At 61.6% G+C, this 24,377-nt stretch carries 25 protein-coding genes and 1 rRNA gene; 11 read left to right on the top strand and 15 right to left on the bottom strand.

Going from position 1 to position 24,377, the window contains the following annotated elements; translation table 11 throughout:
• Nucleotides 1-7: 7 nt before the first annotated feature.
• Nucleotides 8-457 carry a YcgN family cysteine cluster protein gene (locus HBO19_RS13675; RefSeq protein WP_029292333.1) on the bottom strand — a complete coding sequence of 150 codons (450 nt, stop codon included), beginning with the start codon at nucleotides 455-457 and terminating at the stop codon, nucleotides 8-10.
• Nucleotides 458-610: 153 nt separating this feature from the next.
• Here HBO19_RS13675 and HBO19_RS13670 point away from each other — a divergent pair, with 153 nt between their 5' ends.
• Entirely contained in the window at nucleotides 611-1,204 is a 594-nt protein-coding gene (locus tag HBO19_RS13670; RefSeq protein WP_169955562.1) for a nitroreductase family protein, read from the top strand.
• Nucleotides 1,205-1,275: 71 nt separating this feature from the next.
• Here HBO19_RS13670 and HBO19_RS13665 read toward each other — a convergent pair whose 3' ends face one another.
• The 7 genes from HBO19_RS13665 to cynR all read right to left on the bottom strand — a co-directional run bounded on the left by HBO19_RS13665 (nucleotide 1,276) and on the right by cynR (nucleotide 10,705).
• Nucleotides 1,276-4,698 (bottom strand): hypothetical protein, encoded by a 3,423-nt coding sequence (locus HBO19_RS13665; protein WP_170057682.1) that lies wholly within the window; start codon nucleotides 4,696-4,698, stop codon nucleotides 1,276-1,278.
• An 89-nt stretch (nucleotides 4,699-4,787) separates the two neighbouring features.
• Nucleotides 4,788-5,720, bottom strand: coding sequence for a D-2-hydroxyacid dehydrogenase (locus HBO19_RS13660; RefSeq protein ID WP_169955560.1), 933 nt, complete (start codon nucleotides 5,718-5,720; stop codon nucleotides 4,788-4,790).
• A gap of 113 nt (nucleotides 5,721-5,833) precedes the next feature.
• Complete coding sequence (locus tag HBO19_RS13655; protein ID WP_169955559.1) at nucleotides 5,834-6,127, bottom strand: YcgL domain-containing protein; 294 nt, start codon at nucleotides 6,125-6,127, stop codon at nucleotides 5,834-5,836.
• Complete coding sequence (gene rnd / locus HBO19_RS13650) at nucleotides 6,124-7,257, bottom strand: ribonuclease D (RefSeq protein WP_169955558.1); 1,134 nt, start codon at nucleotides 7,255-7,257, stop codon at nucleotides 6,124-6,126. The genes HBO19_RS13655 and rnd overlap by 4 nt, the downstream gene beginning before the upstream one ends.
• 122 nt (nucleotides 7,258-7,379) lie before the next feature.
• The gene (locus HBO19_RS13645; protein ID WP_169955557.1) at nucleotides 7,380-8,036 is read right to left on the bottom strand and encodes a class I SAM-dependent methyltransferase; all 657 of its coding nucleotides are present in this window, start codon (nucleotides 8,034-8,036) and stop codon (nucleotides 7,380-7,382) included.
• A 98-nt stretch (nucleotides 8,037-8,134) separates the two neighbouring features.
• A complete protein-coding gene (locus HBO19_RS13640) occupies nucleotides 8,135-9,508 on the bottom strand; it encodes a glutamine synthetase family protein (protein ID WP_170057681.1) in 1,374 nt (457 codons plus the stop codon).
• Nucleotides 9,509-9,793: 285 nt separating this feature from the next.
• Nucleotides 9,794-10,705: a transcriptional regulator CynR gene (gene cynR, locus HBO19_RS13635; protein ID WP_169955555.1), complete on the bottom strand. Its 912-nt coding sequence runs from the start codon at nucleotides 10,703-10,705 to the stop codon at nucleotides 9,794-9,796.
• A 112-nt stretch (nucleotides 10,706-10,817) separates the two neighbouring features.
• On the opposite strand from cynR, the gene HBO19_RS13630 reads away from it, so the two are divergent.
• The 3 genes from HBO19_RS13630 to HBO19_RS13620 are packed head-to-tail and all read left to right on the top strand — an operon-like array spanning nucleotide 10,818 to nucleotide 12,855.
• Nucleotides 10,818-11,459 carry a carbonic anhydrase gene (locus HBO19_RS13630; RefSeq protein ID WP_057958801.1) on the top strand — a complete coding sequence of 214 codons (642 nt, stop codon included), beginning with the start codon at nucleotides 10,818-10,820 and terminating at the stop codon, nucleotides 11,457-11,459.
• Between the two features lie 28 nt (nucleotides 11,460-11,487).
• Nucleotides 11,488-11,958 carry a cyanase gene (gene cynS, locus HBO19_RS13625; protein ID WP_170057680.1) on the top strand — a complete coding sequence of 157 codons (471 nt, stop codon included), beginning with the start codon at nucleotides 11,488-11,490 and terminating at the stop codon, nucleotides 11,956-11,958.
• A gap of 54 nt (nucleotides 11,959-12,012) precedes the next feature.
• Nucleotides 12,013-12,855 carry a cache domain-containing protein gene (locus tag HBO19_RS13620; protein WP_169955554.1) on the top strand — a complete coding sequence of 281 codons (843 nt, stop codon included), beginning with the start codon at nucleotides 12,013-12,015 and terminating at the stop codon, nucleotides 12,853-12,855.
• A 42-nt stretch (nucleotides 12,856-12,897) separates the two neighbouring features.
• Here the strand turns inward: HBO19_RS13620 and HBO19_RS13615 are convergent, their stop codons facing one another.
• Together HBO19_RS13615 and pobA are read right to left on the bottom strand one after the other, a co-directional pair.
• The gene (locus HBO19_RS13615) at nucleotides 12,898-14,397 is read right to left on the bottom strand and encodes an MDR family MFS transporter (RefSeq protein WP_346266492.1); all 1,500 of its coding nucleotides are present in this window, start codon (nucleotides 14,395-14,397) and stop codon (nucleotides 12,898-12,900) included.
• Nucleotides 14,398-14,448: 51 nt separating this feature from the next.
• A complete protein-coding gene (gene pobA, locus HBO19_RS13610; protein WP_170043244.1) occupies nucleotides 14,449-15,642 on the bottom strand; it encodes a 4-hydroxybenzoate 3-monooxygenase in 1,194 nt (397 codons plus the stop codon).
• Nucleotides 15,643-15,821: 179 nt separating this feature from the next.
• Between pobA and HBO19_RS13605 the strand changes: the two genes are divergently transcribed.
• On the top strand, nucleotides 15,822-16,697 hold the full coding sequence (locus HBO19_RS13605; protein WP_170043243.1) for a helix-turn-helix domain-containing protein: 876 nt from the start codon (nucleotides 15,822-15,824) through the stop codon (nucleotides 16,695-16,697).
• A 59-nt stretch (nucleotides 16,698-16,756) separates the two neighbouring features.
• On the opposite strand, the gene HBO19_RS13600 is transcribed toward HBO19_RS13605, so the two are convergent.
• Nucleotides 16,757-16,930 (bottom strand): hypothetical protein, encoded by a 174-nt coding sequence (locus tag HBO19_RS13600; protein ID WP_169955550.1) that lies wholly within the window; start codon nucleotides 16,928-16,930, stop codon nucleotides 16,757-16,759.
• 99 nt (nucleotides 16,931-17,029) lie between these two features.
• The gene (locus tag HBO19_RS13595; RefSeq protein ID WP_170057679.1) at nucleotides 17,030-17,935 is read right to left on the bottom strand and encodes a LysR family transcriptional regulator; all 906 of its coding nucleotides are present in this window, start codon (nucleotides 17,933-17,935) and stop codon (nucleotides 17,030-17,032) included.
• 113 nt (nucleotides 17,936-18,048) lie between these two features.
• Between HBO19_RS13595 and HBO19_RS13590 the strand changes: the two genes are divergently transcribed.
• From HBO19_RS13590 to HBO19_RS13575, 4 genes are all read left to right on the top strand, one after another.
• Nucleotides 18,049-18,915 carry an MBL fold metallo-hydrolase gene (locus HBO19_RS13590; protein ID WP_170057678.1) on the top strand — a complete coding sequence of 289 codons (867 nt, stop codon included), beginning with the start codon at nucleotides 18,049-18,051 and terminating at the stop codon, nucleotides 18,913-18,915.
• Nucleotides 18,916-18,949: 34 nt separating this feature from the next.
• The gene (locus HBO19_RS13585; RefSeq protein WP_170057677.1) at nucleotides 18,950-19,564 is read left to right on the top strand and encodes an NAD(P)-dependent oxidoreductase; all 615 of its coding nucleotides are present in this window, start codon (nucleotides 18,950-18,952) and stop codon (nucleotides 19,562-19,564) included.
• Nucleotides 19,565-19,748: 184 nt separating this feature from the next.
• Nucleotides 19,749-20,936 carry a cyanate transporter gene (locus HBO19_RS13580; RefSeq protein ID WP_170057676.1) on the top strand — a complete coding sequence of 396 codons (1,188 nt, stop codon included), beginning with the start codon at nucleotides 19,749-19,751 and terminating at the stop codon, nucleotides 20,934-20,936.
• A gap of 137 nt (nucleotides 20,937-21,073) precedes the next feature.
• On the top strand, nucleotides 21,074-22,030 hold the full coding sequence (locus HBO19_RS13575) for a LysR family transcriptional regulator (protein ID WP_169955545.1): 957 nt from the start codon (nucleotides 21,074-21,076) through the stop codon (nucleotides 22,028-22,030).
• Between the two features lie 10 nt (nucleotides 22,031-22,040).
• Here the strand turns inward: HBO19_RS13575 and HBO19_RS13570 are convergent, their stop codons facing one another.
• On the bottom strand, nucleotides 22,041-22,943 hold the full coding sequence (locus HBO19_RS13570; RefSeq protein ID WP_169955544.1) for a LysR substrate-binding domain-containing protein: 903 nt from the start codon (nucleotides 22,941-22,943) through the stop codon (nucleotides 22,041-22,043).
• 108 nt (nucleotides 22,944-23,051) lie between these two features.
• On the opposite strand from HBO19_RS13570, the gene HBO19_RS13565 reads away from it, so the two are divergent.
• Both HBO19_RS13565 and HBO19_RS13560 read left to right on the top strand, forming a co-directional pair.
• Nucleotides 23,052-23,258, top strand: a complete 207-nt coding sequence (locus HBO19_RS13565) for a hypothetical protein (RefSeq protein ID WP_178121219.1) — start codon at nucleotides 23,052-23,054, stop codon at nucleotides 23,256-23,258.
• Nucleotides 23,259-23,315: 57 nt separating this feature from the next.
• Nucleotides 23,316-23,717 carry a VOC family protein gene (locus tag HBO19_RS13560; RefSeq protein WP_170057675.1) on the top strand — a complete coding sequence of 134 codons (402 nt, stop codon included), beginning with the start codon at nucleotides 23,316-23,318 and terminating at the stop codon, nucleotides 23,715-23,717.
• Between the two features lie 60 nt (nucleotides 23,718-23,777).
• On the opposite strand, the gene HBO19_RS13555 is transcribed toward HBO19_RS13560, so the two are convergent.
• Nucleotides 23,778-23,915 (bottom strand): hypothetical protein, encoded by a 138-nt coding sequence (locus HBO19_RS13555; RefSeq protein ID WP_170057674.1) that lies wholly within the window; start codon nucleotides 23,913-23,915, stop codon nucleotides 23,778-23,780.
• A 163-nt stretch (nucleotides 23,916-24,078) separates the two neighbouring features.
• A 5S ribosomal RNA gene (gene rrf, locus HBO19_RS13550) occupies nucleotides 24,079-24,194 on the bottom strand.
• Between the last annotated feature and the right edge of the window lie 183 nt (nucleotides 24,195-24,377).

The following is a 24,377-nucleotide window of genomic DNA, read 5'->3' as shown; positions in this document are numbered from 1 at the left end:
CTCCTTTTCAGCCTGCGCGAAAAATCAGGTAATCCTCCCAATCGTCCTCGGGCACGCTGCCTTCGCTGAGCATGCGGCCGGACTGGGAAATGCGTTCGTGGTGCACGGCGTCGCGATCACCGCAGACCAGGTGGTGCCATAGCGGCAAGTCCTTGCGCTCACTGACCAGGCGATAGCCACAGGTCGGCGGCAGCCATTTGAACTGATCGGCCTGGCCCGGCGTGAGCTGGATGCAATCGGGCACCGAGTCCCGACGGTTAGGGTAGTCGGTGCACTGGCAGGTTTTCAGGTCCAGCAATTTGCAGGCGATGCGCGTGTAATAGACGCTGTTGTCGTCTTCATCTTCAAGCTTTTGCAGGCAGCACAGGCCACAGCCGTCGCACAGCGACTCCCATTCCTCCTGGTCGAGGTGCTCGAGGGTTTTGCGTATCCAGAAAGGTTCGACTTTGGCGGCCATGGCTCTACATCAGTATCGGTAGGTGAAAAGGCCGCCAGTCTAGTGCCCAAGCCCCCTGGGGCCAAGCGCTTACGACTGCCGGTAGGGCAAGACTTGTCAGGCGCGCGGCGGCGCAGTAGCTTTGAGGGCCGTTTTTTTCACCAGGATCCGCTTATGAGCACTGAGCCACGCGTTGCCGATTACCCGATCCACCCGCAGTTCACCGAGCGTTGGTCGCCGCGTGCGTTTACCGGGGAAAGCATTCCGGAGGAAACCCTGCTGAGCTTCTTCGAAGCTGCGCGCTGGGCGCCTTCGGCCTACAACTCGCAGCCTTGGCGGTTTCTCTATGCCCGTCGCGATACACCGCACTGGCAGCGTTACCTGGGCCTGCTCAATGAATTCAACCGTGGCTGGGCGCAACATGCCTCCGCACTGGTGATCGTGGTGTCGAAAACCACTTTCGCAGTGCCCGGCGCCAGCGAAGAAACCCCGGCGCTGTGGCACACCTTTGACACCGGCTCGGCCTGGGGCCACCTGGCGCTGCAAGCCAGCATCAGCGGCTGGCATACCCACGGCATGGCCGGCTTCGACCAAGAGCTGACCCGCAAGGAACTGAAGATCCCCGAGGGTTATGCGCTGCATGCGGCAGTTGCGGTGGGCAAACTGGGGGACAAGGCGACCCTGGCGGACTACCTACAGGCCCGGGAAGCCCCAAGCCCCCGCCGGCCGTTGAGCGAGTTGGTATCTGCTGGTGACTTCAAGCTCTAAGCCCCCGGCTGCATAGGCCATCGCCTGGCGTATGCAGCTGGTTGAAAGCGCCAAGGTGCAGATCACGACGCTCAGGCAAGCAGGCGCGCAAAGGCCTGGCGCAGCGCCTCTCTTTGACGTACATACGCGGCCATCACCACCGGCACCATGAACTCCAACGGCTGGGAATCCATATCCACCGGGTAGATCTTCTGGTCTTTCGCCGAGTACATAAAGTTCTTCAGTTGCAGATCATTGTGATAGATATCCTTCGCTTCCATTTGCGCCAGGGCATCATCCAGCAAGGACCGTGCTTGCGGCGGCAAACTCCCTCTCTCAAAATGACTGAGCGCCACCCCATCAAGCTTGCGCATCTTTATGTATTTAAAGCCGTCCTCAATGATCCCTCTTGCAAAACTATCGCCATAATATTTATTCAGCGATATCACCTCCATGTTGAGGTAATTGGCCGAAGGTTGCAGTGAAGTAGGCCCAAGATCCTTGTAGACACTTTTGCCATCGCGGCTGGCGTAAATCACACCCTCGCCACCGGCCGCGATTTCCGGCCCCAGATCGTCCGCGACTGACACAGGCCCCGCCCCGCGCAGCGTCAACCGCCGCCATTGATCGCCCTGGACGTGCTCGACCAGCAACGGCGTTTGCCGGCCATTGTGATAGATCCGTGCCTGGACAGTGCTGTCCTCGGCACGACTGACTTGCCGGACTTCATACACCGCGGTCTGACCGGCACTGTCGATGTGGCGGATATGAGACAGATGGCCATCAGCGGCGAGATAACCCCCCTGGCTGTTGCGCGAAAGCCCGGCGATTCGCGAGGGCGCAACGCTGTACTCGGCAAACATCCGGTTGCCCAGCTCGCTACCCGGGGCGATACGCGCCATGGCCAGTGCGCCGTCCACGGCCGTGGTTTGGGCAACAAACCCTTCAAGGGGGCTACCATAGGGCCGTATCCTGTCAACATCGAAGGCATACCATTTACCGTTGCGCAGCACCGCGCCACCTTCGATACGCCTTCCTGCAACTATGTAGGTGCCCGTTGCCGCAACACCAGACTCCCTACTGACCGCCTTCAATAGGTCATAGCTGCCGCTGCTCCCCCTGAGCTTGTTAACCGCCTGGATACCTTTGGACAATCCTTTACCGGCCAGTTGCGCACCGCCCACGGCCAAGTCGCCCAATCCTCCCAGGGGGTTAAACGCGCCAATCGTGGCCACACCGATTATCTTCGTCCCCCGTAATACCTTGGTCACCCCGGAGACAGCAGCGCCGCCCAACCGCCCCAGTTTCCCCGCCACTGCCGCGCCGGCAGTCAGGAAGCCAAAGATGTCCAGCGCCAGGTCCACAGCCCCCTCGCCGTAGTTGCCCTGCTGAAAATTGACAATCGCCGAGCGCAACGGAACAAGGTTGAGCACAAACTCTTTAACCGCCCTGGCTGTGCCCTTCTGCTCGTCCAGCGTGGTCTGCCCCCTGGCATGTTCCTTTATCTGCGGGTCATCCAGATCAAGATGCTCAACGAATACATTGGCAATGTATTGAGTACGCGGCGTCGCAAAGCTATCAAGCAACCCGTTACCCCGTGGGGTTCTTTCATTTCTCTGCTGAGGGGCACCCTCAGGGCTGAACACTTTGGTCTCGTACACGACATTGGCATTTCTTGAACTACGCTGCGCCGCCCGCCAGAGATCCACGGGCCGAATAACCCCTTGGGCAAAGTTGATTTCATAGGCTGCTGGAGGCTTTCCCTCGCGCTCAACTTTCAGCAGCAGTTCCTGGCCTTTGGGGTGCTGGGTTCTGTCGGTAAAGCCTAGGCCCAAGGTGTGGGATAGATTCTGATAGAAGGTCAGCTTTCCATACTCAAGGTTCTCCCGATCGACCACCGGCAACTGCGCGACCAGATGCTTGATGGTGATGCCGATAGCTGCCTTTTTATTTTTTATCGTGTCATCGAACGGCTGGTTGAACGCCTCGGTGGTGCCAAATCGGTGATTGGCGTTCAACTCGGCCAGGGGGATGCGGCTGTCTGCGCAATCAAATACGGCGGGCGAAGGTAGGTCCATCATCGCGATATCCAGCAGCGAATGGCGCCCAAGCAAGTAGGTTGCTGGCGTTCCAGGACCACCTCGCGGATGGCCTGTAGTACTGATCAGTTTCTCTTCAAACAACGCGCCCAGGTCGCCAAATCGTCGCTTGAGTTCGGCCAGCGCCAACGCTTTTCGACTGGGAATCGCCTTATCCAATGCCTGGCTGGCGCTGATCATTTGCCGCTGGCGGCTGTTGAAGGTGTCTTTGAGTATGTTCAGTTCCTGGTCGCTGTAGCCCTCATCATCCCGGCGCTCCAACAGTCCATTGGCACCCCCCCAGTCCAGCAGGGCGGCCTTCTGCGCCCGCCAGGTGACGCCCGGATCAGCCAGGCCCGCACTCTCGGCCTGTTGCATGACCTGCACAAAGGTCATGTTCGGTACCTTGCCCGGCGATTGAGCTTCTATCGTGCGCGCCGCAACCGCCAGGTTTACCCAGGCCGAGCTGCCATAGGTGACACTGGCGGGGATGTCCTTGATCAGGAACTCGGGGGCCATCCTGGCCAACAACAGATAGGCGCCTACCCCAGCCATCTCCGGGCGGGTTCTGCCACTGGCGCTCAGGTGCGTGCGCAACCCGTCGACCACCACTGAAGCGGGTTTACCCCAGTGCCGAGCGCTTGCGAGGTCAAAACCCGCCACCTTGGTGCGATGTGGCGCGGTGATGGATTCGGGATCCATCTGCACAGCAATGGCAGCCAGCAAATAGTCGTTGATACTGCGGTCGGTAGCGACTGCGTCCATTTGCTGTTGCAGGTACTGTCCCAGCCGCTGCCCTGGCGCGCAACTGATCAGGGATTGCAGGGCCTCGATGGGGTTGCTGCGTACCTGCAGGTCGACGGGCTGCTGATCGTTCAGGTAATCCAGCACCCCCTTATTACCGAGCCGGTCCAGAGCCACCGCGCCCAGCCTGCGTTGCTCATCAGGACTGATAGGCACCGGCCACGATAAGCCGCCGCCAAGATCGCCAAGTGGGTGCTCCAGGGCTTTTTGAGTGACCGCATCGGCGAGGCTGGCAAGGTGAAAATGGCTGGTGGGCTGGAAAAATCCAAGGTGCCGGATAAAAGTCGTCAGGGTGATGCTGCTACCGGTATCCAGCGGATAGGACGACCCAGGGTCTATGCCCATCGGGGTACTGCCCAGCGCCGCCAGCACAGCTTGCGGCGTGGCATCTACGCCCAGGCGCGTGGCGACCTCGAAGAGCTTTTGCCCCAGGACCTTCAGGTTTTCTCTGTCGGCCAGGGCAGCCTGCAGGCCAGACTTGGGTTTGGCCTGTGTCGGGGTGACCGGGCCACCAGCGGCGCCAGTTGCCGGCAAAGGGTCAGGCTGCGCAAGCCTGGCGCCTTCAGCGACACGGTCAGTCAAAGACGCGGGAAACAGAGGTGTTTGCGGGGGGATAGCACGCAGATCGAACATTGAGAGGCCTCCCTGATTAAGGTCAGCGAGCCTCCCACGATACCGTCAGCGATAAAATCAGATGCGGGCTACGCAGCCTGTGGGGGAGTTCAATATCCGCGCTCGAAACTCACCTCGCCACGCAGCGAATCCTTGGCCTGGTATGCCCCAAGGTTCTCGACAAACAGCGCCACCATGCGTCGCGGGCAGGTCGGCGCCGAGCTGTGGCCCGTCAGCAACAAGCCCCAGGCAGTCCAGAACGGATGGCGCTGGGGCAAAGGCTCCTGGCGACACACGTCGATGACCGCACCGGCCAGGTGCCCTTCTTTCAGGGCCTCGACCAGATCGGCATCCACCACCGCCACGCCCCGGCCGACGTTGATGAACAGGCCGGTCGGCTTGAACTGCTTGAACAGCGCCGCATCGTACAGATCGTGGGTGTTCGGCGTGTTGGGCAGCAGGTTGACCACATAGTCCACCTCGCCCACCAGCCGGCCCAGTTGATCCGGCCCGGCCACCTCGAGAAACGGGGCCTGCTCCCGGGCTTGGCTGGCAACGCCGTATAACTCCACGCCAAAGGGCAGCAGGAACTGCGCGACGCTCTGGCCGATATCGCCGGTGCCGACGATCAGTACCTTGCGCCCCGCCAGGCTCTGGCCCATGCGGTTGTCCCACTTGCGCTCGACCTGGCTGACCAGGCGCGCCAGCACCTCGCGCTCGTGGCCGAGCATGTAGGTGAGCACGTACTCGGCCATCACCTGGCCAAAAATGCCGACGGCACGGGTCAGTCGATAATCCCGTGGCAAGCCATCAGCCAGCAGCGGCGTGATACCGGCCCAGGTCGATTGCAGCCATTGCGGGTGATGGCCCTGGCGCAGCAGGGTTGCCAGCAGGTCCGGCTGGCCCAGCCACACCGGGCAATCGGCGGCCAGGCGTGACAGTTCAGCCGAGTCGCCGCTGGTCAGGACTTCAATATCCGGCGCCGCTTCGCGCAGCAGTCGGGCGTACAGCGGGTGGTCCTGTTCTGCTATCAGAACGCGCATGGTTCAAACCTTTCAAAAACAGTGCAGGCGACCACCGGCAGCAGACTGACTGCTGGGCTCGGGGCTCGCCAGGTCATTCGATTCAAACGTGTCCCGAGCGGGACACGGGTCGATCACATCGGGTCGTTACGGCGCAGCAGTTCTTCGGGCAGGTGTTCGATGTACTCATCGTCCGGCGGTGGCATCTGCAGGTGGTAGCCCTGCTTTTGCAGGTTGGCCAGGACTGCCACGATATCTTCCTGCTGCAGCTTGCGTTCCGCCGTCAGCACCAGGTTGAAGGCGTGTACCGGCTTGCCGAACACGGTCAGCAGGCCTTCGGGCACGCGCTCCAGGGCATCGCTCTTGAGCACGTAGAGGTACATGCCGGCGCGTTTCGGGCTGCGGTAGATGGAACAAATATGTTTCAAGGCTGTTCTCCGGCAGTGGCCAGGCTGTCCAGCAGCGCCTGGCCCATCAACTCGCGGCGCCAGCCACGCAGCGAGTCAGGCAATTGGTAAGGCCCATCGGGGTAGCCACTCTTGACCAGCGCCTCGAGGGTTTTCTTGCGCAGCATCAGCTCCGGGGCCATGTCCAGGCGTTCGGCGAAGGTTTGGCCCAGGGCGCGCAGTTGCTTGATCAGCACCGCGGCATCCACCGGCAATGGCTCAGGCACGGCCGGCGGCCATTGGTCCATCGGCACACTGGCGGCACGTTTGATCAGGCCCAGCAGAAACTCGCCGTCCTGGCGCACGGTGCGCGGGTGCATGTCTTCGATTTTGCCCAGGGCCGCGAGGTTATCCGGCTGCGACTTGGCCAGGGGCCATAGCGAGTGTTCACGCAGGATACGGTTGCGTGGCAGGTCGCGGGCGCGGGCTTGCTGTTCGCGCCAGGCGCACAGCTCGCGCAGCACAGCGAGTTGGGCACGGGACAGTTTCCAGGCCAGCTTGGCGTCGCGGTAGACCTCATAGGGGTCGATTTCCCGACGCAGGTTGGCCACCAGTTCCGCGCCATCTTCCAGGATCCAGGCGTATTTTTCGTCGGACAGGCGCGGGCGCAGCCGTGTGTAGACTTGCGCCAGGTGCACCGCGTCTTCGGCGGCGTAGCTGACCTGGGTCTCGGACAATGGCCGCTGCAGCCAGTCCGAACGGGTCTCGCCCTTGGGCAGTTCGATGTCGAGCACAGCTTGCACCAGGCGCGAGTAGCCCATGGAGAAGCCGAGGTTCAGGTAGGCAGCTGCCAGTTGGGTGTCGAACAGCGGCGCCGGCAGGCTGCCGGTCAGGCGCAGCAACACTTCCAGGTCTTCACTGCAGGCGTGTACCACCTTGATCACCGCTGGGTTTTCCAGCAGCGCGGCCAGGGGTTGCCAATTATCGATGGTCAGGGGATCGATCAGATAAGCGCGTACACCATCGCCGATCTGGATCAGCCCGGCGATGGGATAGAAGGTATCGACCCGCATGAATTCGGTGTCGAGGGCGACGAATGGCAACTGCTGCCATTCGGCGCAATGCTGGCCGAGGCTATCGTTGTCGCAGATCCAGTGAATATCGATGGCCACACGGCTCTCCCTTGAAGAATGGCGCGCAGTATATATCGCCAGAGGGACTTTCGAGCACCCGCAGTGTGCCAGCCATCATGAAAACTCTGACAGGAGACGAAGAATAGCCCGACAGCTGAGGGTTATCCTCGTTTGCGCAGCACATAAACCCGCCACAAGGTCGAGCCGGGCATGAACTCTTGCTGATTGAGCACCGTGAACCCCGCCTGGCGGAACTCCGCTTCCACCTCGACACGATGGGACAGCAAGGCTTGCCCCGTGCCTGGCGGGTGGAGCTCACGATGGCGGCTGTCGCTGTCCACCGAGACAATCACCGTGTCGCGGCTGACCCGGTGAAACTCGCGCAACAGCGCCAGGCGCGCGTCGGCCGTGGGGACGTGGCGAAACAGTTCCAGGCAGAAAATGCAGTCCACCGCGTTGGCCGACAGGCCGATGGAAAAGGCCGAGCCCTGGAACGTCTTGATCCGGCGCAAAAATGCCGCGCCGTGATGGCTCTGGGCATGATCGAGCATGGCCTGGGATGGGTCCGAGGCGAGGATCACACGGTTGCTGTGTTCGGCCAGCACCGGCCAGAAGCGCCCCGCCCCACAGGCCAGGTCCAGCAGCAGCCCGGGCTCCCCCGCGACTTTCAGGGCCTGGCGCACCAGGCGCTCATCGCGCCATAACCATAGGCGCCGCCGTAAAGTCGGGGGGCGCGGGTCGCCGCAGACCCGAGCGTGGTCACGATCACAGCGCGCGGCGAATTCAGCCTCGATGGACGATGGGGGTTGCGACGACATCACGGGACTCATGTAGATGAACCGGTCTCTACGGACACTGGACCCTCAGCTTATCCACCCGCTCGTGAAAAAAAGGTCGAAAGCATCGCGCTTCATCATCACGCCTGGTGCAGGTACCAGCGCCAGTCCTGCTCGCCCACCTCGCCCATGAACTGCCGGTACTCAGCCCGCTTGACCGCCAGGTACACGCCGAGAAACTCCTGGCCGAATGCTTCACGTGCCCAGGTCGAACCTTCCAATGCACGCAAGGTGGTCAGCCAGTCGGTGGGCAGCAGCTCCTTGGCCTGGGCATAACCATTGCCCGTGACTGGCGCGCCGGGATCGCGCTGCTCACGAATGCCACGGTGGATCCCCGCGAGGATTGCCGCCGCCGCCAGGTACGGGTTGGCATCGGCGCCGCAGATGCGGTGTTCGATATGCCGCGAAAACGCCGGGCCGCCGGGCACACGCAGGCTCACGGTGCGGTTGTCGACCCCCCAGGTGGCCGCCAGCGGCGCATAGCTGTTGCTCTGGAAGCGTCGGTACGAGTTGGCGTTGGGGCAGAACAACAGCAAGGAGTCGAGCAAAGTACTGAGCATCCCGCCCACCGCCTGGCGCAGCAGCGGCGTACCATCGGGCGCCTCGCTGGCAAACAGGTTGTTACCGTCGGCGTCCGCCAGGCTGACGTGCATGTGCATGCCGGTGCCGGCCAGGTCGTCGAACGGCTTGGCCATGAAACAGGCCGTCATCCCGTGCTTGTGGGCCACGCCCTTGACCAGGCGTTTGTAACGCACCGCCTCGTCCATCGCCTGCAACGCATCGCTGCGGTGTTCGAGGGTGATCTCCACCTGGCCCGGCGCGTATTCGGAGATCGCCGTGCGCGCGGGAATGCCTTGCAGCTTGCAAGCGCTGTACAAGTCGGCCAGAAACGGCTCGATCTGCTCCAGCTCGCGCAGGCCATAGACCTGGGTCGAGCGCGGGCGACCGCCGTCCATATCCCGCGCCGGTTGCGGGCGGCCATTGCTGTCGGGCTTCTGGTCCAGCAGGTAGAACTCCAGTTCCGCCGCCATCACCGGGTAATAACCATCGGCCTTGAGCCCGTCGATGACCTTGGCCAGCAAGTGCCGGGGATCAGCCACCGTCGCCGGCAGGCCCTCCACCGGGTGCATGCTGACCTGCACCGCCGCAGTGGGAATCAACCGCCACGGCATGCGCTGCAAACTGCCGCTGATCGGGTAGGCGCGGCAGTCGATATCCCCTACCTCCCACACCAGGCCGGAGTTTTCCACGTCGTCGCCATTGAGGGTCAGGCCCAGGATGGTACTGGGCAGCGGGCGGCCACTGGCGTAGACCGCCAGCAGTTCATCACGGTGCAGCAACTTGCCGCGAGGCACGCCGTTGCTGTCGAGGATGAACAGTTCGAACATCTCGATATCGGGATTTTGGTCAAGAAACGATTGGGCTTCGTGCAGGCTGGCAAAGACGGTACTCATGGCAACTCTCTTACGTATGCGTCAGGCAGGCGCGCACGACGGCGCACCCGTGAGGGGGCAATCAGCGTAAGGGAGCGGTATCCGGCGGGCGGGCGTGGCGGCAGTGCCACAGCGCCCAAAAGGCCAGTTCAGAAGGCAATGCATCAACGCCCAGCCGACACACCGGGCGGCTGGGCGTTGATGCGCCAGGCGAGGCCTCGGGGTGAGTGTCGGGGGAACCGTCCATGCAGGGATCACAGTGAAGAGATAAGCGCCAGCGTCACACGCCGGGTTAAGCCATTAAATTCAGTCTTGATGGAGTTCACTTTCAGGATGACTAAACATTCGCCACCCACTCACCACATCGACAAACGCCCGGCATGCAGCACTGCGATAAGCGCCCTTGCGACTGAGCAGGGCCACCGTGCGCTGCGGCAACGGCGGGCGCAGTTGCACCGCGTGCAAGCCCTGCTGGGCCATGGCCACCTCGCGGGGCAGGATCGTCGCCAGTTGGGTATGGCGAATAATTTCAATCACCGCACTGATCGAATTGGCCTGCATGGCAATCTGCGGCGTTATCTCCAGCGTCCGGCAATAGTCATCAATGTAACGTCGCGTCGCAAATCCGCTGTTCAACAGCACCAGGGGTTGCTGCTTGAAGTCAGCCAGCTTGAGCCACTGTTTGCGCTTCAAGGTTGGATGACTGGCGCTGGCCACTACGCTCAACTCCTCGACAAACACCCCTTGGCATTCGATGTCTGGCATGTGCTCGCCGCTGAAGCCAATGCCGATATCCAGTAAATCCTCGGTCAGCGCGCGCTCAAGACGGTCCTGGGGCATTTCCTCGACGCTGACGGTGATCCCCGGATACTGCTGATAAAACTGGGCCAGTAGCGGCCCGATCAGGTACGCGGTGAACGTCGGAGTCATGGCCAAGCGTAAATTGCCACGGCTCAGGTCCTGCACGTCATGCATGGCCCGGGTGCCCGCCTGCAGATCCTGCAGCGCCAGGCGGGCAAACCGCACATAGGCCTGGCCCGCGTCGGTCAGGTTGACACTGCGCCCGGAACGATCCAGCAGCGGTGCCCCCAGGTTCTCTTCGAGTTGCTTGATCTGTTGCGACAATGTCGGCTGCGACACATGCAACGCTTCGGCAGCCCGCGTGAAGTTACGGTGTTCGGCGACGGCCAGCAGGTAGCGGATATGGCGTAGCAGCATGCAAAACACTCCAACTATAGGCATTACTTATAGAAACTATAATAATCCGGCCTTGGACGCTATAACCAAAAACTTCCATCCTTGCCCCATTAGCGACGCAAGGAGAAACACCATGCAGCATCTCATCGACGGCTTGCGCAAGTTCCAGAGCGAAGCCTTCAGCCAGCGCAGTGACCTGTTCAAGCAACTGGCAACCACGCAACACCCCAGCACGCTGTTTATTTCCTGCTCCGACAGCCGTGTAGTCCCGGAGCTGTTGACCCAGCAGGAACCAGGCGATCTGTTTGTGATCCGCAATGCCGGCAATATCGTGCCGTCCTACGGCCCGGAGCCGGGCGGGGTCTCGGCCACGGTCGAATATGCGGTGGCCGTGCTGGGGGTCAGCGATATCGTGATTTGCGGCCACTCCGACTGCGGCGCCATGACGGCCATTTCCACCTGCAAATGCCTGGATCACTTGCCCGCCGTGGCCAACTGGCTGCGCCATGCCGAGTCGGCCAAGGTGATCAACGCCGCACGTACCCATGCCTCGGATGCAGAGCGACTGAGCGCCCTGGTACGGGAAAACGTGGTCGCACAATTGGCCAACCTCAAGACTCATCCCAGCGTCGCCCTGGCGCTGGAACAGGGCCGGCTGAGTCTGCATGGCTGGGTCTACGATATCGAAAGCGGCTGCATCAACGCCCTGGATGGCCGCACCGCTCGCTTTGTATCCCTGCTGGACAATCCACAGACCCGCGCACACGCCGCCTGAACCTTATTTAACCGAAGAGGAAGTCATCATGCTGCAATCCCAATTGTCCCAAACCCCACGCCTGGCCCTGGCCGACACCGTGATTGATATCAAGGCCCGCAAAAACCTGTCCTGGCAGGACCTCAGCGACGGCACCGGCCTGAGCCTGGCGTTCGTCACCGCAGCCCTGCTCGGGCAACACCCGCTGCCCAAGGACGCAGCCGATGTGGTGTGCGCCAAACTGGGCCTGGACGCGAACGCCAGCCGTCTGCTGCAAAGCGTGCCTCTGCGCGGCAGCATCCCCGGTGGCATTCCGACGGATCCGACCGTGTACCGTTTCTATGAAATGCTGCAGGTCTATGGTTCAACCCTCAAAGCCCTGGTCCACGAGCAGTTTGGCGATGGCATCATCAGCGCCATCAACTTCAAGCTGGACATCAAAAAGGTCGAAGACCCGGACGGCGGCTCCCGCGCGGTCATTACCCTGGACGGAAAATACCTGCCGACCCAGCCGTTCTAATCCCCGGGCAACCGTCTACGCTCTTGGGACATTCACAAGAACGAGGGACGGGTAATGAAGGGAATGCTCCGCGCCACCTGGCTGCTGCTGTTGCTGGGTTTCAGCCAGGCCCAGGCCGCAACCGCCCATGAACAGGACGCCCAGGCCGCCAAGGCGCTGCTGGAGAAGGCCCTGGCTTATTACCACGACAACGGTGACAAGGCCTTCGCTGCCTTCAGCCGCCAGGGCGAGTTTGTCGACAAGGACCGCTATGTGTTCGTGGTCGATACCAAGGGCGTACTGCTGGCCAGTGGTGGCCCATCTTCGGCGCTGATCGGTCGCGACGTGTCCGAAGTGCTCGGGCCGGACCTGCGCCAGTCGTTCAAGGACGCGCTGAAGATCCCGGAAGGCAATGGCATCCAACAGGCCGAATACCGCTGGCAGAACTGGAACGACGGCAAGGTGGAACGCAAGCATGTGTTCTACCAGCGTATCGGCCAGCGCATCCTGGCCGTCGGCTATTACCTGCCCCGGGCTACGCCCGAGCAGGCCAAGGCCCTGCGGGACAAGGCAGTCAGGGAACTGGAGAAAAACGAAGCCGGCACGTTGAAGGCAATCAATGCGCTGCAAGGCGGCTTTTTGCAGGACGACTTGTATGTGTTTGTGGTCGACCTGGATACCGGGCGCTATGTGGCCCACGGCACCAACCTGCGCCTGATCAACACCGACTTCGCCAAGATCAAGGACCCGGACGGCAAGCCCGTGGGTGAACCGATCCTGGCACTGATGAAGGAGCAGGGTCAGGGAGAATATGAATACCGCTGGAAAAACCCGGTGACCGGCAAGGTGGAAAACAAGCATGCCTATCTGCGCAAGAGCGGGCATTTTCTGGTAGCGGTGGGTTACTACAGCCCGTAAGCGCGCAACTGCACGCCTTGTAGGAGCAGGCCGGCGCCTACGCTAGCGCGCCTTGTCTTCGCGCCCGCGCAACAGCTGGTTGGGCATCGCAATCGCCGCTGCCAGCCCCAGCAGCGACACCGCCGCGCTGATCATCAACAAATGCCGGAAGGTCCTCAACAGCTCCCCACGCAAGGCGTCCTGCGCCGGGCCGGGAGCCGCGTTGAGGCCATCGAGCAGCACGTTGCCGGAGCTGCCTTCGGCCATCATCGAGCCACTGGCCAGGTGGGCAAAACTCGAGTCCTGCAACAACGCCAAAAGCAAGGCCGACATACACGCCACGCCGACCGCGCCACCCAGGGAGCGAAACAGGTTGGTGGTGCTGGTAGCGACACCGATGTCGTGTTGCGCCACTGAGTTTTGCGTACCCACCAGGGAAGTCGGGAACTGCATGCCCGAGGCAATGCCGCTGAGCACCATGAACAAGCTGCTGAGGATCAGTGACTGGGGTGCGCTGAAGGCCATGCCGAGGATAGCAATCGGCGTGAGCAGCGCACCGGTAAGGATCATCGGTTTATAGCGGCCGGTGACTGAGGTCATGCGCCCGGCAAAGAACGCACCCATGGGCAAGCCTATCGCCAGCGGCAGCAGATGCAAGGCAGCGCTGTCGGCACCGGCCCCCGTGACGCTCTGGTAGCGCAGGGGCATCAGCACGATCAGCGAGATGGCCTGGAAGCTGGTGAAGAAAATCGTACACCAGCACAACACCGCGCTGCGGTTGGCGAACAGGTGCATGGGCAACAACGGCTCCCGCGCCCGGCGCTCATGCCAGACAAACACCGTCAACGCCACCAGCGCACAGGCCAGCAGGCCCAGTACTTGATCATCGCGCCAATGATGGCCCTGGCCGATTTCAGTGATGCCCAGCAACAGCGCGGTCAGGCCGATGATCATCAGCACCGTGCCAAGGTAATCGATGATCGGCTTGCGCTGTGGCACCGGCAGCCCCACCAGCGTGCGATGGGCCACCCACCAGGCGCCCGCGCCCAATGGCAGGTTGATCAAAAATACCCAGCGCCACGACAGGTACTCGGTCATATAGCCGCCCAACACCGGCCCGGCCACGCTGGCAACGGCGTACATGCTGCTGAAGTAACCCTGGTAACGCCCACGCTCGCGGGGCGGAATGATGTCGCCGATGATCGCCTGGCTCACCGAAATCATCCCGCCCGCGCCGATGCCCTGGAGGATCCGCGCCAGCACCAACTGCTCCATGCTTTGCGCCATGCCACAAAACAGCGAGGCCACGGTGAACAGGCCCATGCCGATCAACATCATCGGCCGCCGCCCATACAGGTCGCCAAGCTTGCCGTAGATCGGCACCGCCACGGTCATCGCCACCATGTAGCCGGAGATGACCCAGGCCAGCAGGTTGACGTCGTTGAACTGGGCGGAAATGGCCGGCATCGACACGGCGACGATGGTCTGGTCCAGCGCACCGAGGAAAATCGCCAACATCAGGGCGGCAAGGACACTGCGTACAGAGGGTGTGGATTGGGTCACGACAGAACCTGCAGGCAAGCGGCAATGCCCGCCATGTTACTCGATAGCCGGCTATTCGATAGCCTCGTAAGGAAGCCCGACGTAATTTTCTGCAATGGTTGCGCGTCCAGCCTGCGACTCGACAAAGTACTCCAGCTCGCTCTGGGCAATCCGTTGGCTGAAGCCATCCGCCTCGGGAAACTGGTGCAGCATCGAGGTCATCCACCAGGAAAACCGCTCGGCCTTCCAGATCCGCCGCAAACAGATCTGGGAGTATTTCTCCAGCAGCTCCACGCGCCCTTCCCGGTACACCTTGCACAAGAGGGTGAACAGGGTGCTCACGTCACTGGCCGCCAGGTTCAGGCCCTTGGCGCCGGTGGGCGGCACGATATGGGCGGCGTCCCCCAGCAGGAACAGGCGCCCGTACTGCATCGGCTCCACCACGAAACTGCGCAGCGGCGCGATGCTCTTTTCAATCGAAGGCCCGGTCACCAGGCTGGCTGCCAGATCCGCCGGCAAGCGCTCCTTGAGCTCCGCCCAGAAGCGCTGGTCGGGCCATGCATCAAGCGACTCCTCGGCCGGCACCTGCAGGTAATAGCGACTGCGGCTGGGCGAACGCATGCTGCACAGGGCAAAGCCACGCGAATGCTTGGCGTACACCAGTTCCCCGTGGACCGGCGGGGTGTCGGCAAGGATGCCCAACCAGCCGAACGGGTAGACCCGCTCGAAGGTCTTGAGCACATCGGCGGGGATCGACTGGCGCGACACGCCATGGAAGCCGTCGCAACCGGCGATGTAGTCGCAGTCCAGGCGCACCTGCTGGCCTTGATGCTCGAAGGTCAGCCAGGGCCGCTCGCCCTTAAGGTCGTGGGGCTGAACATTGCGCGCTTCATACAGGGTGATCGCGCCGGCGTGCTCGCGGGCGGCCATCAGGTCGCGGGTGACTTCGGTCTGGCCGTAGATCATCACAGTCTTGCCGCCGGTCAGGGTCTTCAGGTCGATGTGGTGCAAGCGCCCATTGAGGGCCAGCTCGAAGCCTTCATGCACCAGGCCCTCGGCGTCCATCCGCTGGCTGACACCCGCCTGGCGCAACAGGTCGACCATGCCTTGCTCCAGCACTCCGGCGCGAATTCGCCCGAGAACGTAGTCCGGGGCCTGGCGCTCAACAATCAGGGTTTCAATCCCCGCGTTATGCAGCAATTGGCCGAGCAGCAGCCCCGAAGGACCGGCGCCGATGATGGCGACTTGAGTTTTTAGGGTTTTCATTATTTTTATGGCCCGCCGGCTTCCCCCGAACGTTATCGGTGAAAGCGTTGTCATTGGTTTTGGTACTGGCATTTTTCCCTTGAGTGAGCCCCACAAGAAGGTGAAAACTGAGCCAAAGCCTGCGCTTTTCGCCAATCGGGGCGATTACCGAACCACTGTCCTGAGTATCGGATAAAAACATGACCAAAAATGCCAGTCCCGCGATTCCAGTGTTCAAACTCTACGGAGAAAGCCAGCAGTGGCCGACTCCGGATTTGCTGCATTGCGAGACCATCTCCCGGCGCAGCCGCGAGTACCAGTGGGAGATCCAGCCCCACCGGCATGCGGACCTGTGCCAATTGCTCTATGTGTACAAGGGCCAGGCGCAATTGGAGATCGAGGGCCAGCGCACGACGCTGACCGAATCGACCCTGCAAGTGCTGCCGCCGCTGTGTGTGCACGGGTTTCGGTTTGCCGAGGATGTAGAAGGGTTTGTGGTGACACTGGCCGCGCCGCTGGTGGCGCACCTGCAGGGCCAGTTGGGCTCGGCGGTAGACGGCTTGAGCGCCCTGGGCAGCTACCCGGCGGGCCAGGACAGTGACTACCTCAATAGCCTGTTCACCCGCTTGCAGAATGAATACACCGATGACTTCCCGGCCCGGGACATGATGATGCACGCGCTGGTCAGCGTGCTGCTGGTGTGGATCAGCCGCCAGGCCATCCAACGCCGCCATCCACGGGCACCTCGGGGCCGCGAGTACTTCCGGCACTTCACCCAGTTGGTTGAGCAGCACTACCGCGAACACCCGAAGATCGAAGACCTGGCGCACAAGCTGGGGATCTCGGTGTCGCACCTCAACGGCACCTGCCGCGAGCTGGGCGGGCAGCCGGCGTTGCAGATCATGCACGACCGCCAACTGCTGGAGGCCAAGCGTCTGTTGACCTACACGAGCATGACCATTAATGAAATGTCTGACGTGCTGGGGTTCTCTGACCCGACGAACTTTTCTCGATTGTTTCGCAGGCGCGTAGGATTTTCACCCAAGGCATTTCGCGAACAACTGAACGCGGACTGACCGACCACCCACGCACTGTTGCAGGAGCCCGCAAGCCGGCTGCTGCAACAGGTTGCGTGTCAGCGCAGTGCGCTCAGGGTCGCCGAGTAGGTGCATTGCCCATGGTTGCAGGCAGAAGCCATGCCGGGTTGCAGGCGGGCCTGTTCGGCGCGGTAGGCTGCGGTGCCATAGAGGGCCGTGGCAAAGGCGCAGAGGGCAAAAATCGTCAGGTACTTTCTGGTTTTGATCGTCATGGCATCAACCTCCGGACAGATCAAGAAGGTGCTGTATTGAGCATAGGCCAGCCAGGGCCAGTTGCCAGTATTGACGGGTATTCAGACGCCTTATAGGGCTTACAGCCCCACGTCCCATTGCGGCTCTGGCGGGAACCTCAAGACCAGGAAATCCAGAAGGCTGCGCAATGCCTGGGGCATGTGCTTGCGCGAGGCATACACCGCATACATGTTCATCTGCCGCGGTTCGGCATGGGGCAGCAGGCGGACCAACTGGCCGCTGCGGATGTAGTCGCCGGCCTGATAGGTCGGCAACATCGCCACCCCTGCCCCGGCCAGGGTCAGCCGCAGCAAGGTGCTGGCTTCATTGGCGCTGATATTGCCATGCACCGGCACCGACACGGGCTCAGCGTTCTCCTCGAAGTGCCACAGGCTCTTGCCGAAGTAGGAATGGGTCAGGCAGTTGTGCTCCGCCAACTCTTCTACCCGCTGGGGCTGCGGGTGTTCCTGCAGGTAGGCCGGCGACGCGCAGATCACCGAGCGGCACACGGTCAACTGACGCGCAATCAGATTGGGATCCAGGTCGTTGCTGGTGCGGATCGCCAGGTCGATGCGCTCATCCACCAGGTTCACCGTGCGGTCGAGCATTTGCAGGTCAATGCTGACCAGCGGATAACGCTTGACGTACTCGGCCATGGCCTCGGCCAACTGCGCCTGGCCAAACGAGGTGCTGACGCTCAGGCGCACCAGGCCGCGAGGGGCGTCGTCCGGTTCGCTGACGGCGGCCTGCATGTCGTAGGACAGTTCCAGCATCTGCCGGCAACGCGGCAGGGTCTCACTGCCGGCGGCGGTCAGGCTGAGCTTGCGCGTAGTGCGGTGCATCAGGCGCGCGCCCACCCAGTCTTCCAGCTCCGCCAGATAGCGCGACACCACTGGGCGCGACAGGTCCAGATGATCGGCGGCGGCCGATTGGCTGCCCAGGTCGACCACGGTGACAAACACCCGCATTGCTTGAAGACGATCCATGATTTGCCCGGTTTTAGAAACAAACTATGTCCAAGCATCGCATTTTTTGCTGCGTTCAGTGCAACTAAGCTCTGTCCATCGCCTGCCAAGGCATCCCTGACCTGGACTTGAACATGCTCACTACCCTCAAGCGCTTTGTACTGGCCACTACCGTTCTCGGCTTTGCCGCCCACGCCGTCGCCGCCGACCTGACCCTCGAGGTGTATAACCCAGGTGAATCGGCGATCTTCCCCGTCAGTTCGGTGCTGGTCAGCGGCGAAAAAGACGCGATCCTGGTGGACGCGCAGTTCGGCAAAAGCCAGGCCGAACAACTGGTGCAGAAGATCCGCGCCAGCGGCAAACAGCTGACCACCATTTACATCAGCCATGGCGACCCGGATTACTACTTCGGCCTCGACACCCTGGCCAGCGCTTTCCCACAGGCCAAGATCGTCGCGCCACAACCGGTGGTCGAGCATATCAAGGCCACCGTTGCCGGAAAGATTGAATATTGGGGCCCGAAAATGGGCGCCGATAAACCCGCCAAGACCCTCATTCCCCAAGTCCTCGACGGCCATAGCCTGACGCTCGAAGGGCAATCGCTGGAAGTCATCGGCCTGGACGGCCCGCAGCCGGACCGCAGCTTTGTGTGGATCCCGTCGATCAAGGCCGTGGTCGGTGGCGTGGTGGTCTCGCAGAACATCCACCTGTGGATGGCCGACACCCAGGGCGCACAGTCCCATGCCGATTGGTTGGGCACCCTGCAACGTATCGAAAAACTCAAGCCGGTCACCGTGGTTCCCGGCCACTACTTGGGCACGCCTTCGGTCAAAGCTGTCGCCTTTACGGCCGACTACATCAAGGCTTTCGATGTAGAAACCGCCAAGGCCAAGGATTCCTCGACCCTGATCGCAGCCATGAAAAAACGCTACCCGAACCTGGCCGATGAAAGCTCCCTGGAGCTGAGCGCCAAAGTCGCCAAGGGCGAAATGAAGTGGTGATTTGATCCAACCCTTACCCACACTGGAGAACGTCATGAGCAAGATTGCAATCATTGGTGCCACCGGCCGTGCCGGTAGCCAACTGCTGGAAGAAGCCTTGCGTCGCGGCCACACCGTCACGGCCATTGCCCGTAACACCGGCGCGATCGCCGCGCGTCCCGGCCTGACCGTCAAACAGGTGGACGCACTGGACGCCCAAGCCCTGCAACAGGCCATCAGCGGCAGCGACGTGGTGATCAGCGCCGCGCACTTCGCCACCCTGCCTGCGCCTGCGGTGATCGGGCCGGTCAAACAGGCCGGCGTGAAGCGCCTGCTGGTGGTGGGCGGTGCGGGTTCGCTGCTGCTGCCGGGTGGCGGGCGGGTCATCGACAGCGAAGGCTTCCCTGCCGAATACAAGGCCGAGGCCAGTGCTGGCGCAGCGTTCCTCGACACCTTGCGCCAGGAAAAGGAGCTGGACTGGACGTTCCTTTCGCCCTCGGCAGAGTTTGTCGAGACCGCGCGCACCGGTACATTCCGCCTGGGCCAGGATGACCTGTTGGTGAGCAGCGAGGAGCGCAGTTGGATCAGCTTTGCCGACTTCGCCATTGCCTTGATCGACGAAGTGGAAACACCCAAGCATTCGCGCCAGCGTTTCACCGTGGGCTACTAAGCCCACAACCCTGTAGGAGCCGGCTTGCCGGCGATGGCGGCGATGGCGGCTTATCTGACAGACCACTATCGCCGGCAAACCGGCTCCTACAGATGCAGTTTTTCAATAGCTCCTGCGACTTTCTGATTTGCCGCCGGGCCCGCGCGGTCGCCTAATGGCGACCTTGTCCGCTCAAGGCCCGCCCATGGAAAACGTCCACGCAAAACCCACTACCGCCCTCTGGCTGATGATCAGCGTCGTGCTGGTGGCCCTCAATCTGCGTCCGTCCATGGCGGCGGTCGGTCCTTTGTTATCGTCGATCCGCGGCGATGTGCCGCTGAGTTTCAGCACTGCTTCGCTACTGACCATGTTGCCGGTGATGGCGATAGGCTTGGCGATGTTCTTCGGCATGGGCCTGGGCAAACGCTTTGGCGAGCATCGCAGCATTGTCCTGTCGCTGGTGGTGATTGGCCTTGCCACCTTGTCGCGGCTGTTTCTCGACTCTGCCGCCGAGTTGATCCTCAGCGCCATCGCCGCCGGCGTGGGCATTGCGCTGATCCAGGCGTTGATGCCGGCGCTGATCAAGTCGCGCTTTAGTGACAACGTTTCGCTGTTCATGGGCTTGTACGTCACCGCGATCATGGGCGGCGCGGCATTGGCTGCGTCGTTCTCGCCATTCATCCAGGTACAGACTGGCAGTTGGCGGATGGGTCTGGCGATCTGGGCGGTGCTTGCCGTGTTGGCGCTGCTGTTCTGGTATGCCCAGCGCGCCGCGTTGCCACCACTGCCCCAAGCCGGCAGCGGCCCGCAGGAATCGTTTTTCGGCAATCGCCGCGCGTGGTTGCTGGCGATTTTCTTCGGCCTCGGTACCGCGTCCTACACCTGTGTACTGGCTTGGCTGGCGCCGTACTACGTCGAGCAGGGCTGGAGCGAACAGAACGCCGGCCTGCTGCTGGGCTTCCTGACGGCCATGGAAGTGGTCTCCGGACTGATCACCCCGGCTATCGCCAACCGACGCCAGGACAAGCGCGGCGTGGTGGCCGTGCTGCTGGTGCTGATCATCGCCGGCTTCTGCGGCCTGATCCTTTCCCCGCAACACCTCACACTGCTGTGGCCATGCCTGCTGGGCCTGGGCATTGGCGGGCTGTTCCCGATGAGCCTGATCCTGTCCCTCGACCACCTGGACAACCCGCGCCGCGCCGGTGGCCTGACGGCGTTTGTGCAAGGCATCGGCTACCTGATCGCTGGGGTGTCGCCGCTGATTGCCGGGATGATCCGCGACCAACTGGGCAGCTTCGAATGGGCCTGGTGGTCACTCACCGCCGTGGTGGGGGTGATGTTACTGATAGTCCTGCGCTTCGACCCGCGCCACTATGCACGGCATATTCGTTAGGGCGTCGTGTTCCAAACAGTATCTGTCCCACAATGAACATAGAAAGGTCCGACAGACCTTTCTATTGGGACGAGCGTTCCGTTAACATTTTGTCTTGTTTGCGCTGCGGTCGCGCAACAGGCTCACGGACGGAACGAATGCTAAACAGTAACTTGCTTAGAAAGCTCGATATGCAGGATCTGATGGTGTTTATCGCTGTGTATGAGCAAAGCAGCGTCACCGATGTGTCCGAAACCCTGTTTGTCAGCCAGTCCACGGTCAGTTACAGCCTGAAAAAGCTGCGCACCAGCTTTGAGGACGACCTGTTTATCAACACCCGTGCCGGCATGCGCCCAACCTACAAGGCCAGCACCATGTACGGGCATGTGCAGAAAATCCTCGAAAGCATCAACCTGTGCCACGCGGGCGCGCAGACATTCGATCCCACGCAAAAAGCTGTCACCTTCAACCTCTGCGCGCCCGAATACTTCGAGCAACTGATCCTGCCCAGATTGTTGAAACACTTCGATCATGCCGACCTGCCGGTGATCGTCAATGTGCAGAAGCTGGAAACCGAGATCCCTGTCGAGGCGCTGCGTGACGGGCGCCTGGACCTGGTGATCTGCTTCGGTCCGCACTTTCACCGTGAGCACAAGGACCTCAGGACCCAGATGCTGCTGGAAGACGACTTGGTCTGCGTCTTCGACAAGCGTGCGGCCCCCCGGGAGCCGGCGTTCAGCCTGCAGTCCTTTGTGGCCCGGCGCCATGTGTTCCCCACGCCCTGGACCTCGGACACCAACATGATCGACGGCTGGCTGAGCCGCCAGGCTCACAAGCGCCAGGTCATCGCCCGGGCCAACAGCTACAGCGCGGCGCTGAAGATGATTGCCGGCACCGACTTTATCGTCACCCTGCCCCGGCGCGTGCAACAACTGCTGGCCGTGGAACCACAGTTCGGCCATTGCGAAGCCCCCAACGGCCTGCCGGGGTTTACCCTGGAGATGCAGTGGAACGATGCCAGCGAGCAGGAAAGCGCCAACGCGTGGTTTCGCGAGCAGGTGGCGGCGGTTGCGGCCAGTTGCAAAGTGGACGTGGCAAGAGAAGCAAACGCCTAACTTGCCGCGCTCACGCCCCCATGAACGCTTCCAGCCGCGAGCGCATCCAGCGTTCGGCGGGGTCGCTGTCAACGTGGCTGAGCCAGACCATGGACAGGTCCAGGGTCGGTGTATCGAACGGAAACGGCTCACAAAACAGGTTGCCCGCCGCCGCCATGGCTTGGGCCGTGTAGTCTGGCAGGCTGGCGATCATATCGGTGCCGGCCAGTAATGCCGGTAAGGAACTGTATTGCGGCACGGATAACACCACGTGCCGCTTGCGACCGATCTCCGCCAGCCACTCATCGGCAAACCCCGCGACGTTAGCGGTGTGAGACACCAGCACATGGGGCCGTGCGCAGTATTCGTCGAGGGTCAGCGCCTGGTCCGAGGCATCGGCGCGCAGCACGCTGGGACGGATGTGGCGCAACAGTTTGCGCTTGGCATTGGCCGGCAGGCCACGGGTCTGGGTGATGCCGACGGTGATATCGCCAGAGGCCAGCAAATCGGGAATCCGCCAGTAATCGACGTGCTGCACCACAAACACCACCTGCGGTGCTTCGGTGCGCAGGGCCCGCAACAGCGGTGGCAACAGACCGAACTCGACGTCATCGGACAGGCCGATACGAAAGGTCATGGTACTGACAGACGGGTCGAAATCATGGGTAAGGCTCAACGCCGCCGACAGCGAGTCCAGGGCCGGCGACAGATGCAGGATGAGCTCCTCGGCCCGCGCCGTCGGCTCCATGCGGTGGCCGACACGGATAAACAGCGGGTCGTTGAACAGCGTGCGCAGGCGGTTGAGGGCCGAACTGACCGTGGGCTGGCCAAGGAACAGCTTCTCTGCCACACGCGTCACGTTGCGCTCGAGCATCAGTGTTTCAAAGACCACCATCAGGTTGATGTCGGCCTTGCGTAATTCATTGCGATTCATGGCAAGCGCCCCACTGCCCAAGACAGTCGGCAGTTTAGGAACACAGCGGGGCCTGCGTCTATGCGCCGACTATCCAACCCACGTATTTGGGACTATAAATCAGCTTCCATGGCAACCGAGAACATCCCCGTGCTGGTCATTCTTGCCCTGGCCATCCTGATGGCCGGGCTGTGCATCTGGAGTATCAGGTTCATCGCCCATCCAACCGCCAGGACGCTGCTGCGGGTATTTATCGGGTTGTGCCTGGCCGCCATCGTGGCGTACCTGGTCTTGGCGTCGGGGTTTCCCACGGCTCTGCTGGTATCGGCAGGTTGACGAGCCTGCTGGCACTTCCTCTAATAGGCATCTTTTTCAAGCACGGAGCGCTTAGCCATGAAATTCGCCTACACCATCGTCTACGTCCCGGATGTCGCCGCGTCGCTGCAGTTTTTTGAAACGGCCTTCGGCTTCAGTCGACGCTTCCTGCATGAGTCTGGGACCTATGGCGAGCTGGAAACCGCAGGCACCACCTTGTCCTTCGCCGCGCATGAACTGGGGGAGTTGAATTTCAAGGGTGGGCACGTCGCTGCTCATTCTTCTAAGCAACCGCTGGGGGTGGAACTGGGATTTGTGACCGATGACGTCCCGGCCGCCCACGCCAAGGCTGTGGCCGCGGGTGCGACCGAGCTATCAGCACCGAGCAGCAAGCCCTGGGGCCAAGTGGTGTCTTATGTGCGCTGCCCGGATGGGACGCTGGTGGAGTTGTGTACGCCGATGTCCTGTGAGCCGGCTTGACGGCGGGGGCCTGTCAGCGTTATGCCCATCGCGGGCAAGTCGGTTCCTACAGTTATGGCTTCAGGGGCGTTCCTGATCGCGTTCGGATAGCTCCGTCCCGTCATCCGGATGCTTCCAGGTCTGTGGCTTCTCTTCCTCGCGACGCTGCCTGGCGCGCTCCTGCTCCGCGTCATCGCGCGGTTTGGGTTCAGTGGTCATACCTACCTCCCGTCCTTAAGAATGAGTCAAGCCAACTAAGCATAGAGTAGCAATCGCATTTGTTGCAGTTGGCGGGCGCGACCAGTTGCTTGCGGGCTTATGGGTTTTCGACCGCCCAAAACAAAACCCCAACTGCTTTCGCAATTGGGGTTTCGGAATTTAATCTTGACGATGACCTACTCTCACATGGGGAAACCCCACACTACCATCGGCGATGCATCGTTTCACTGCTGAGTTCGGGATGGGATCAGGTGGTTCCAATGCTCTATGGTCGTCAAGAAATTCGGGTACTGAGTCGTGGCAAGTGCCTCGCTTCAGCAAATTGGGTATGTGACAGCTTTCGGTGTTTTGTGAGATTCGAACTTTCGGTTCATTTCGTCTTCACACACCGCAATCTGATGCTCTTTCGAGAAACAAATTGCTTGGGTGTTATATGGTCAAGCCTCACGGGCAATTAGTATT

The sequence above is a fragment of the Pseudomonas sp. WS 5021 genome (assembly GCF_012985535.1).
Lineage (GTDB): Bacteria > Pseudomonadota > Gammaproteobacteria > Pseudomonadales > Pseudomonadaceae > Aquipseudomonas.
This window is presented reverse-complemented; position numbering and strand designations above follow the sequence as displayed.

Bases quoted from the DNA above. Each gene is read 5' to 3' on its own strand.
- HBO19_RS13675 (WP_029292333.1), bottom strand. From the start codon at position 457: ATGGCCGCCAAAGTCGAACCTTTCTGGATACGCAAAACCCTCGAGCAC.
- HBO19_RS13670 (WP_169955562.1), top strand. From the start codon at position 611: ATGAGCACTGAGCCACGCGTTGCCGATTACCCGATCCACCCGCAGTTC.
- HBO19_RS13665 (WP_170057682.1), bottom strand. From the start codon at position 4,698: ATGTTCGATCTGCGTGCTATCCCCCCGCAAACACCTCTGTTTCCCGCG.
- HBO19_RS13660 (WP_169955560.1), bottom strand. From the start codon at position 5,720: ATGCGCGTTCTGATAGCAGAACAGGACCACCCGCTGTACGCCCGACTG.
- HBO19_RS13645 (WP_169955557.1), bottom strand. From the start codon at position 8,036: ATGTCGTCGCAACCCCCATCGTCCATCGAGGCTGAATTCGCCGCGCGC.
- HBO19_RS13640 (WP_170057681.1), bottom strand. From the start codon at position 9,508: ATGAGTACCGTCTTTGCCAGCCTGCACGAAGCCCAATCGTTTCTTGAC.
- cynR (WP_169955555.1), bottom strand. From the start codon at position 10,705: ATGCTGCTACGCCATATCCGCTACCTGCTGGCCGTCGCCGAACACCGT.
- HBO19_RS13630 (WP_057958801.1), top strand. From the start codon at position 10,818: ATGCAGCATCTCATCGACGGCTTGCGCAAGTTCCAGAGCGAAGCCTTC.
- cynS (WP_170057680.1), top strand. From the start codon at position 11,488: ATGCTGCAATCCCAATTGTCCCAAACCCCACGCCTGGCCCTGGCCGAC.
- HBO19_RS13620 (WP_169955554.1), top strand. From the start codon at position 12,013: ATGAAGGGAATGCTCCGCGCCACCTGGCTGCTGCTGTTGCTGGGTTTC.
- pobA (WP_170043244.1), bottom strand. From the start codon at position 15,642: ATGAAAACCCTAAAAACTCAAGTCGCCATCATCGGCGCCGGTCCTTCG.
- HBO19_RS13605 (WP_170043243.1), top strand. From the start codon at position 15,822: ATGACCAAAAATGCCAGTCCCGCGATTCCAGTGTTCAAACTCTACGGA.
- HBO19_RS13600 (WP_169955550.1), bottom strand. From the start codon at position 16,930: ATGACGATCAAAACCAGAAAGTACCTGACGATTTTTGCCCTCTGCGCC.
- HBO19_RS13595 (WP_170057679.1), bottom strand. From the start codon at position 17,935: ATGGATCGTCTTCAAGCAATGCGGGTGTTTGTCACCGTGGTCGACCTG.
- HBO19_RS13590 (WP_170057678.1), top strand. From the start codon at position 18,049: ATGCTCACTACCCTCAAGCGCTTTGTACTGGCCACTACCGTTCTCGGC.
- HBO19_RS13585 (WP_170057677.1), top strand. From the start codon at position 18,950: ATGAGCAAGATTGCAATCATTGGTGCCACCGGCCGTGCCGGTAGCCAA.
- HBO19_RS13580 (WP_170057676.1), top strand. From the start codon at position 19,749: ATGGAAAACGTCCACGCAAAACCCACTACCGCCCTCTGGCTGATGATC.
- HBO19_RS13575 (WP_169955545.1), top strand. From the start codon at position 21,074: ATGCTAAACAGTAACTTGCTTAGAAAGCTCGATATGCAGGATCTGATG.
- HBO19_RS13570 (WP_169955544.1), bottom strand. From the start codon at position 22,943: ATGAATCGCAATGAATTACGCAAGGCCGACATCAACCTGATGGTGGTC.
- HBO19_RS13565 (WP_178121219.1), top strand. From the start codon at position 23,052: ATGGCAACCGAGAACATCCCCGTGCTGGTCATTCTTGCCCTGGCCATC.
- HBO19_RS13560 (WP_170057675.1), top strand. From the start codon at position 23,316: ATGAAATTCGCCTACACCATCGTCTACGTCCCGGATGTCGCCGCGTCG.
- HBO19_RS13555 (WP_170057674.1), bottom strand. From the start codon at position 23,915: ATGACCACTGAACCCAAACCGCGCGATGACGCGGAGCAGGAGCGCGCC.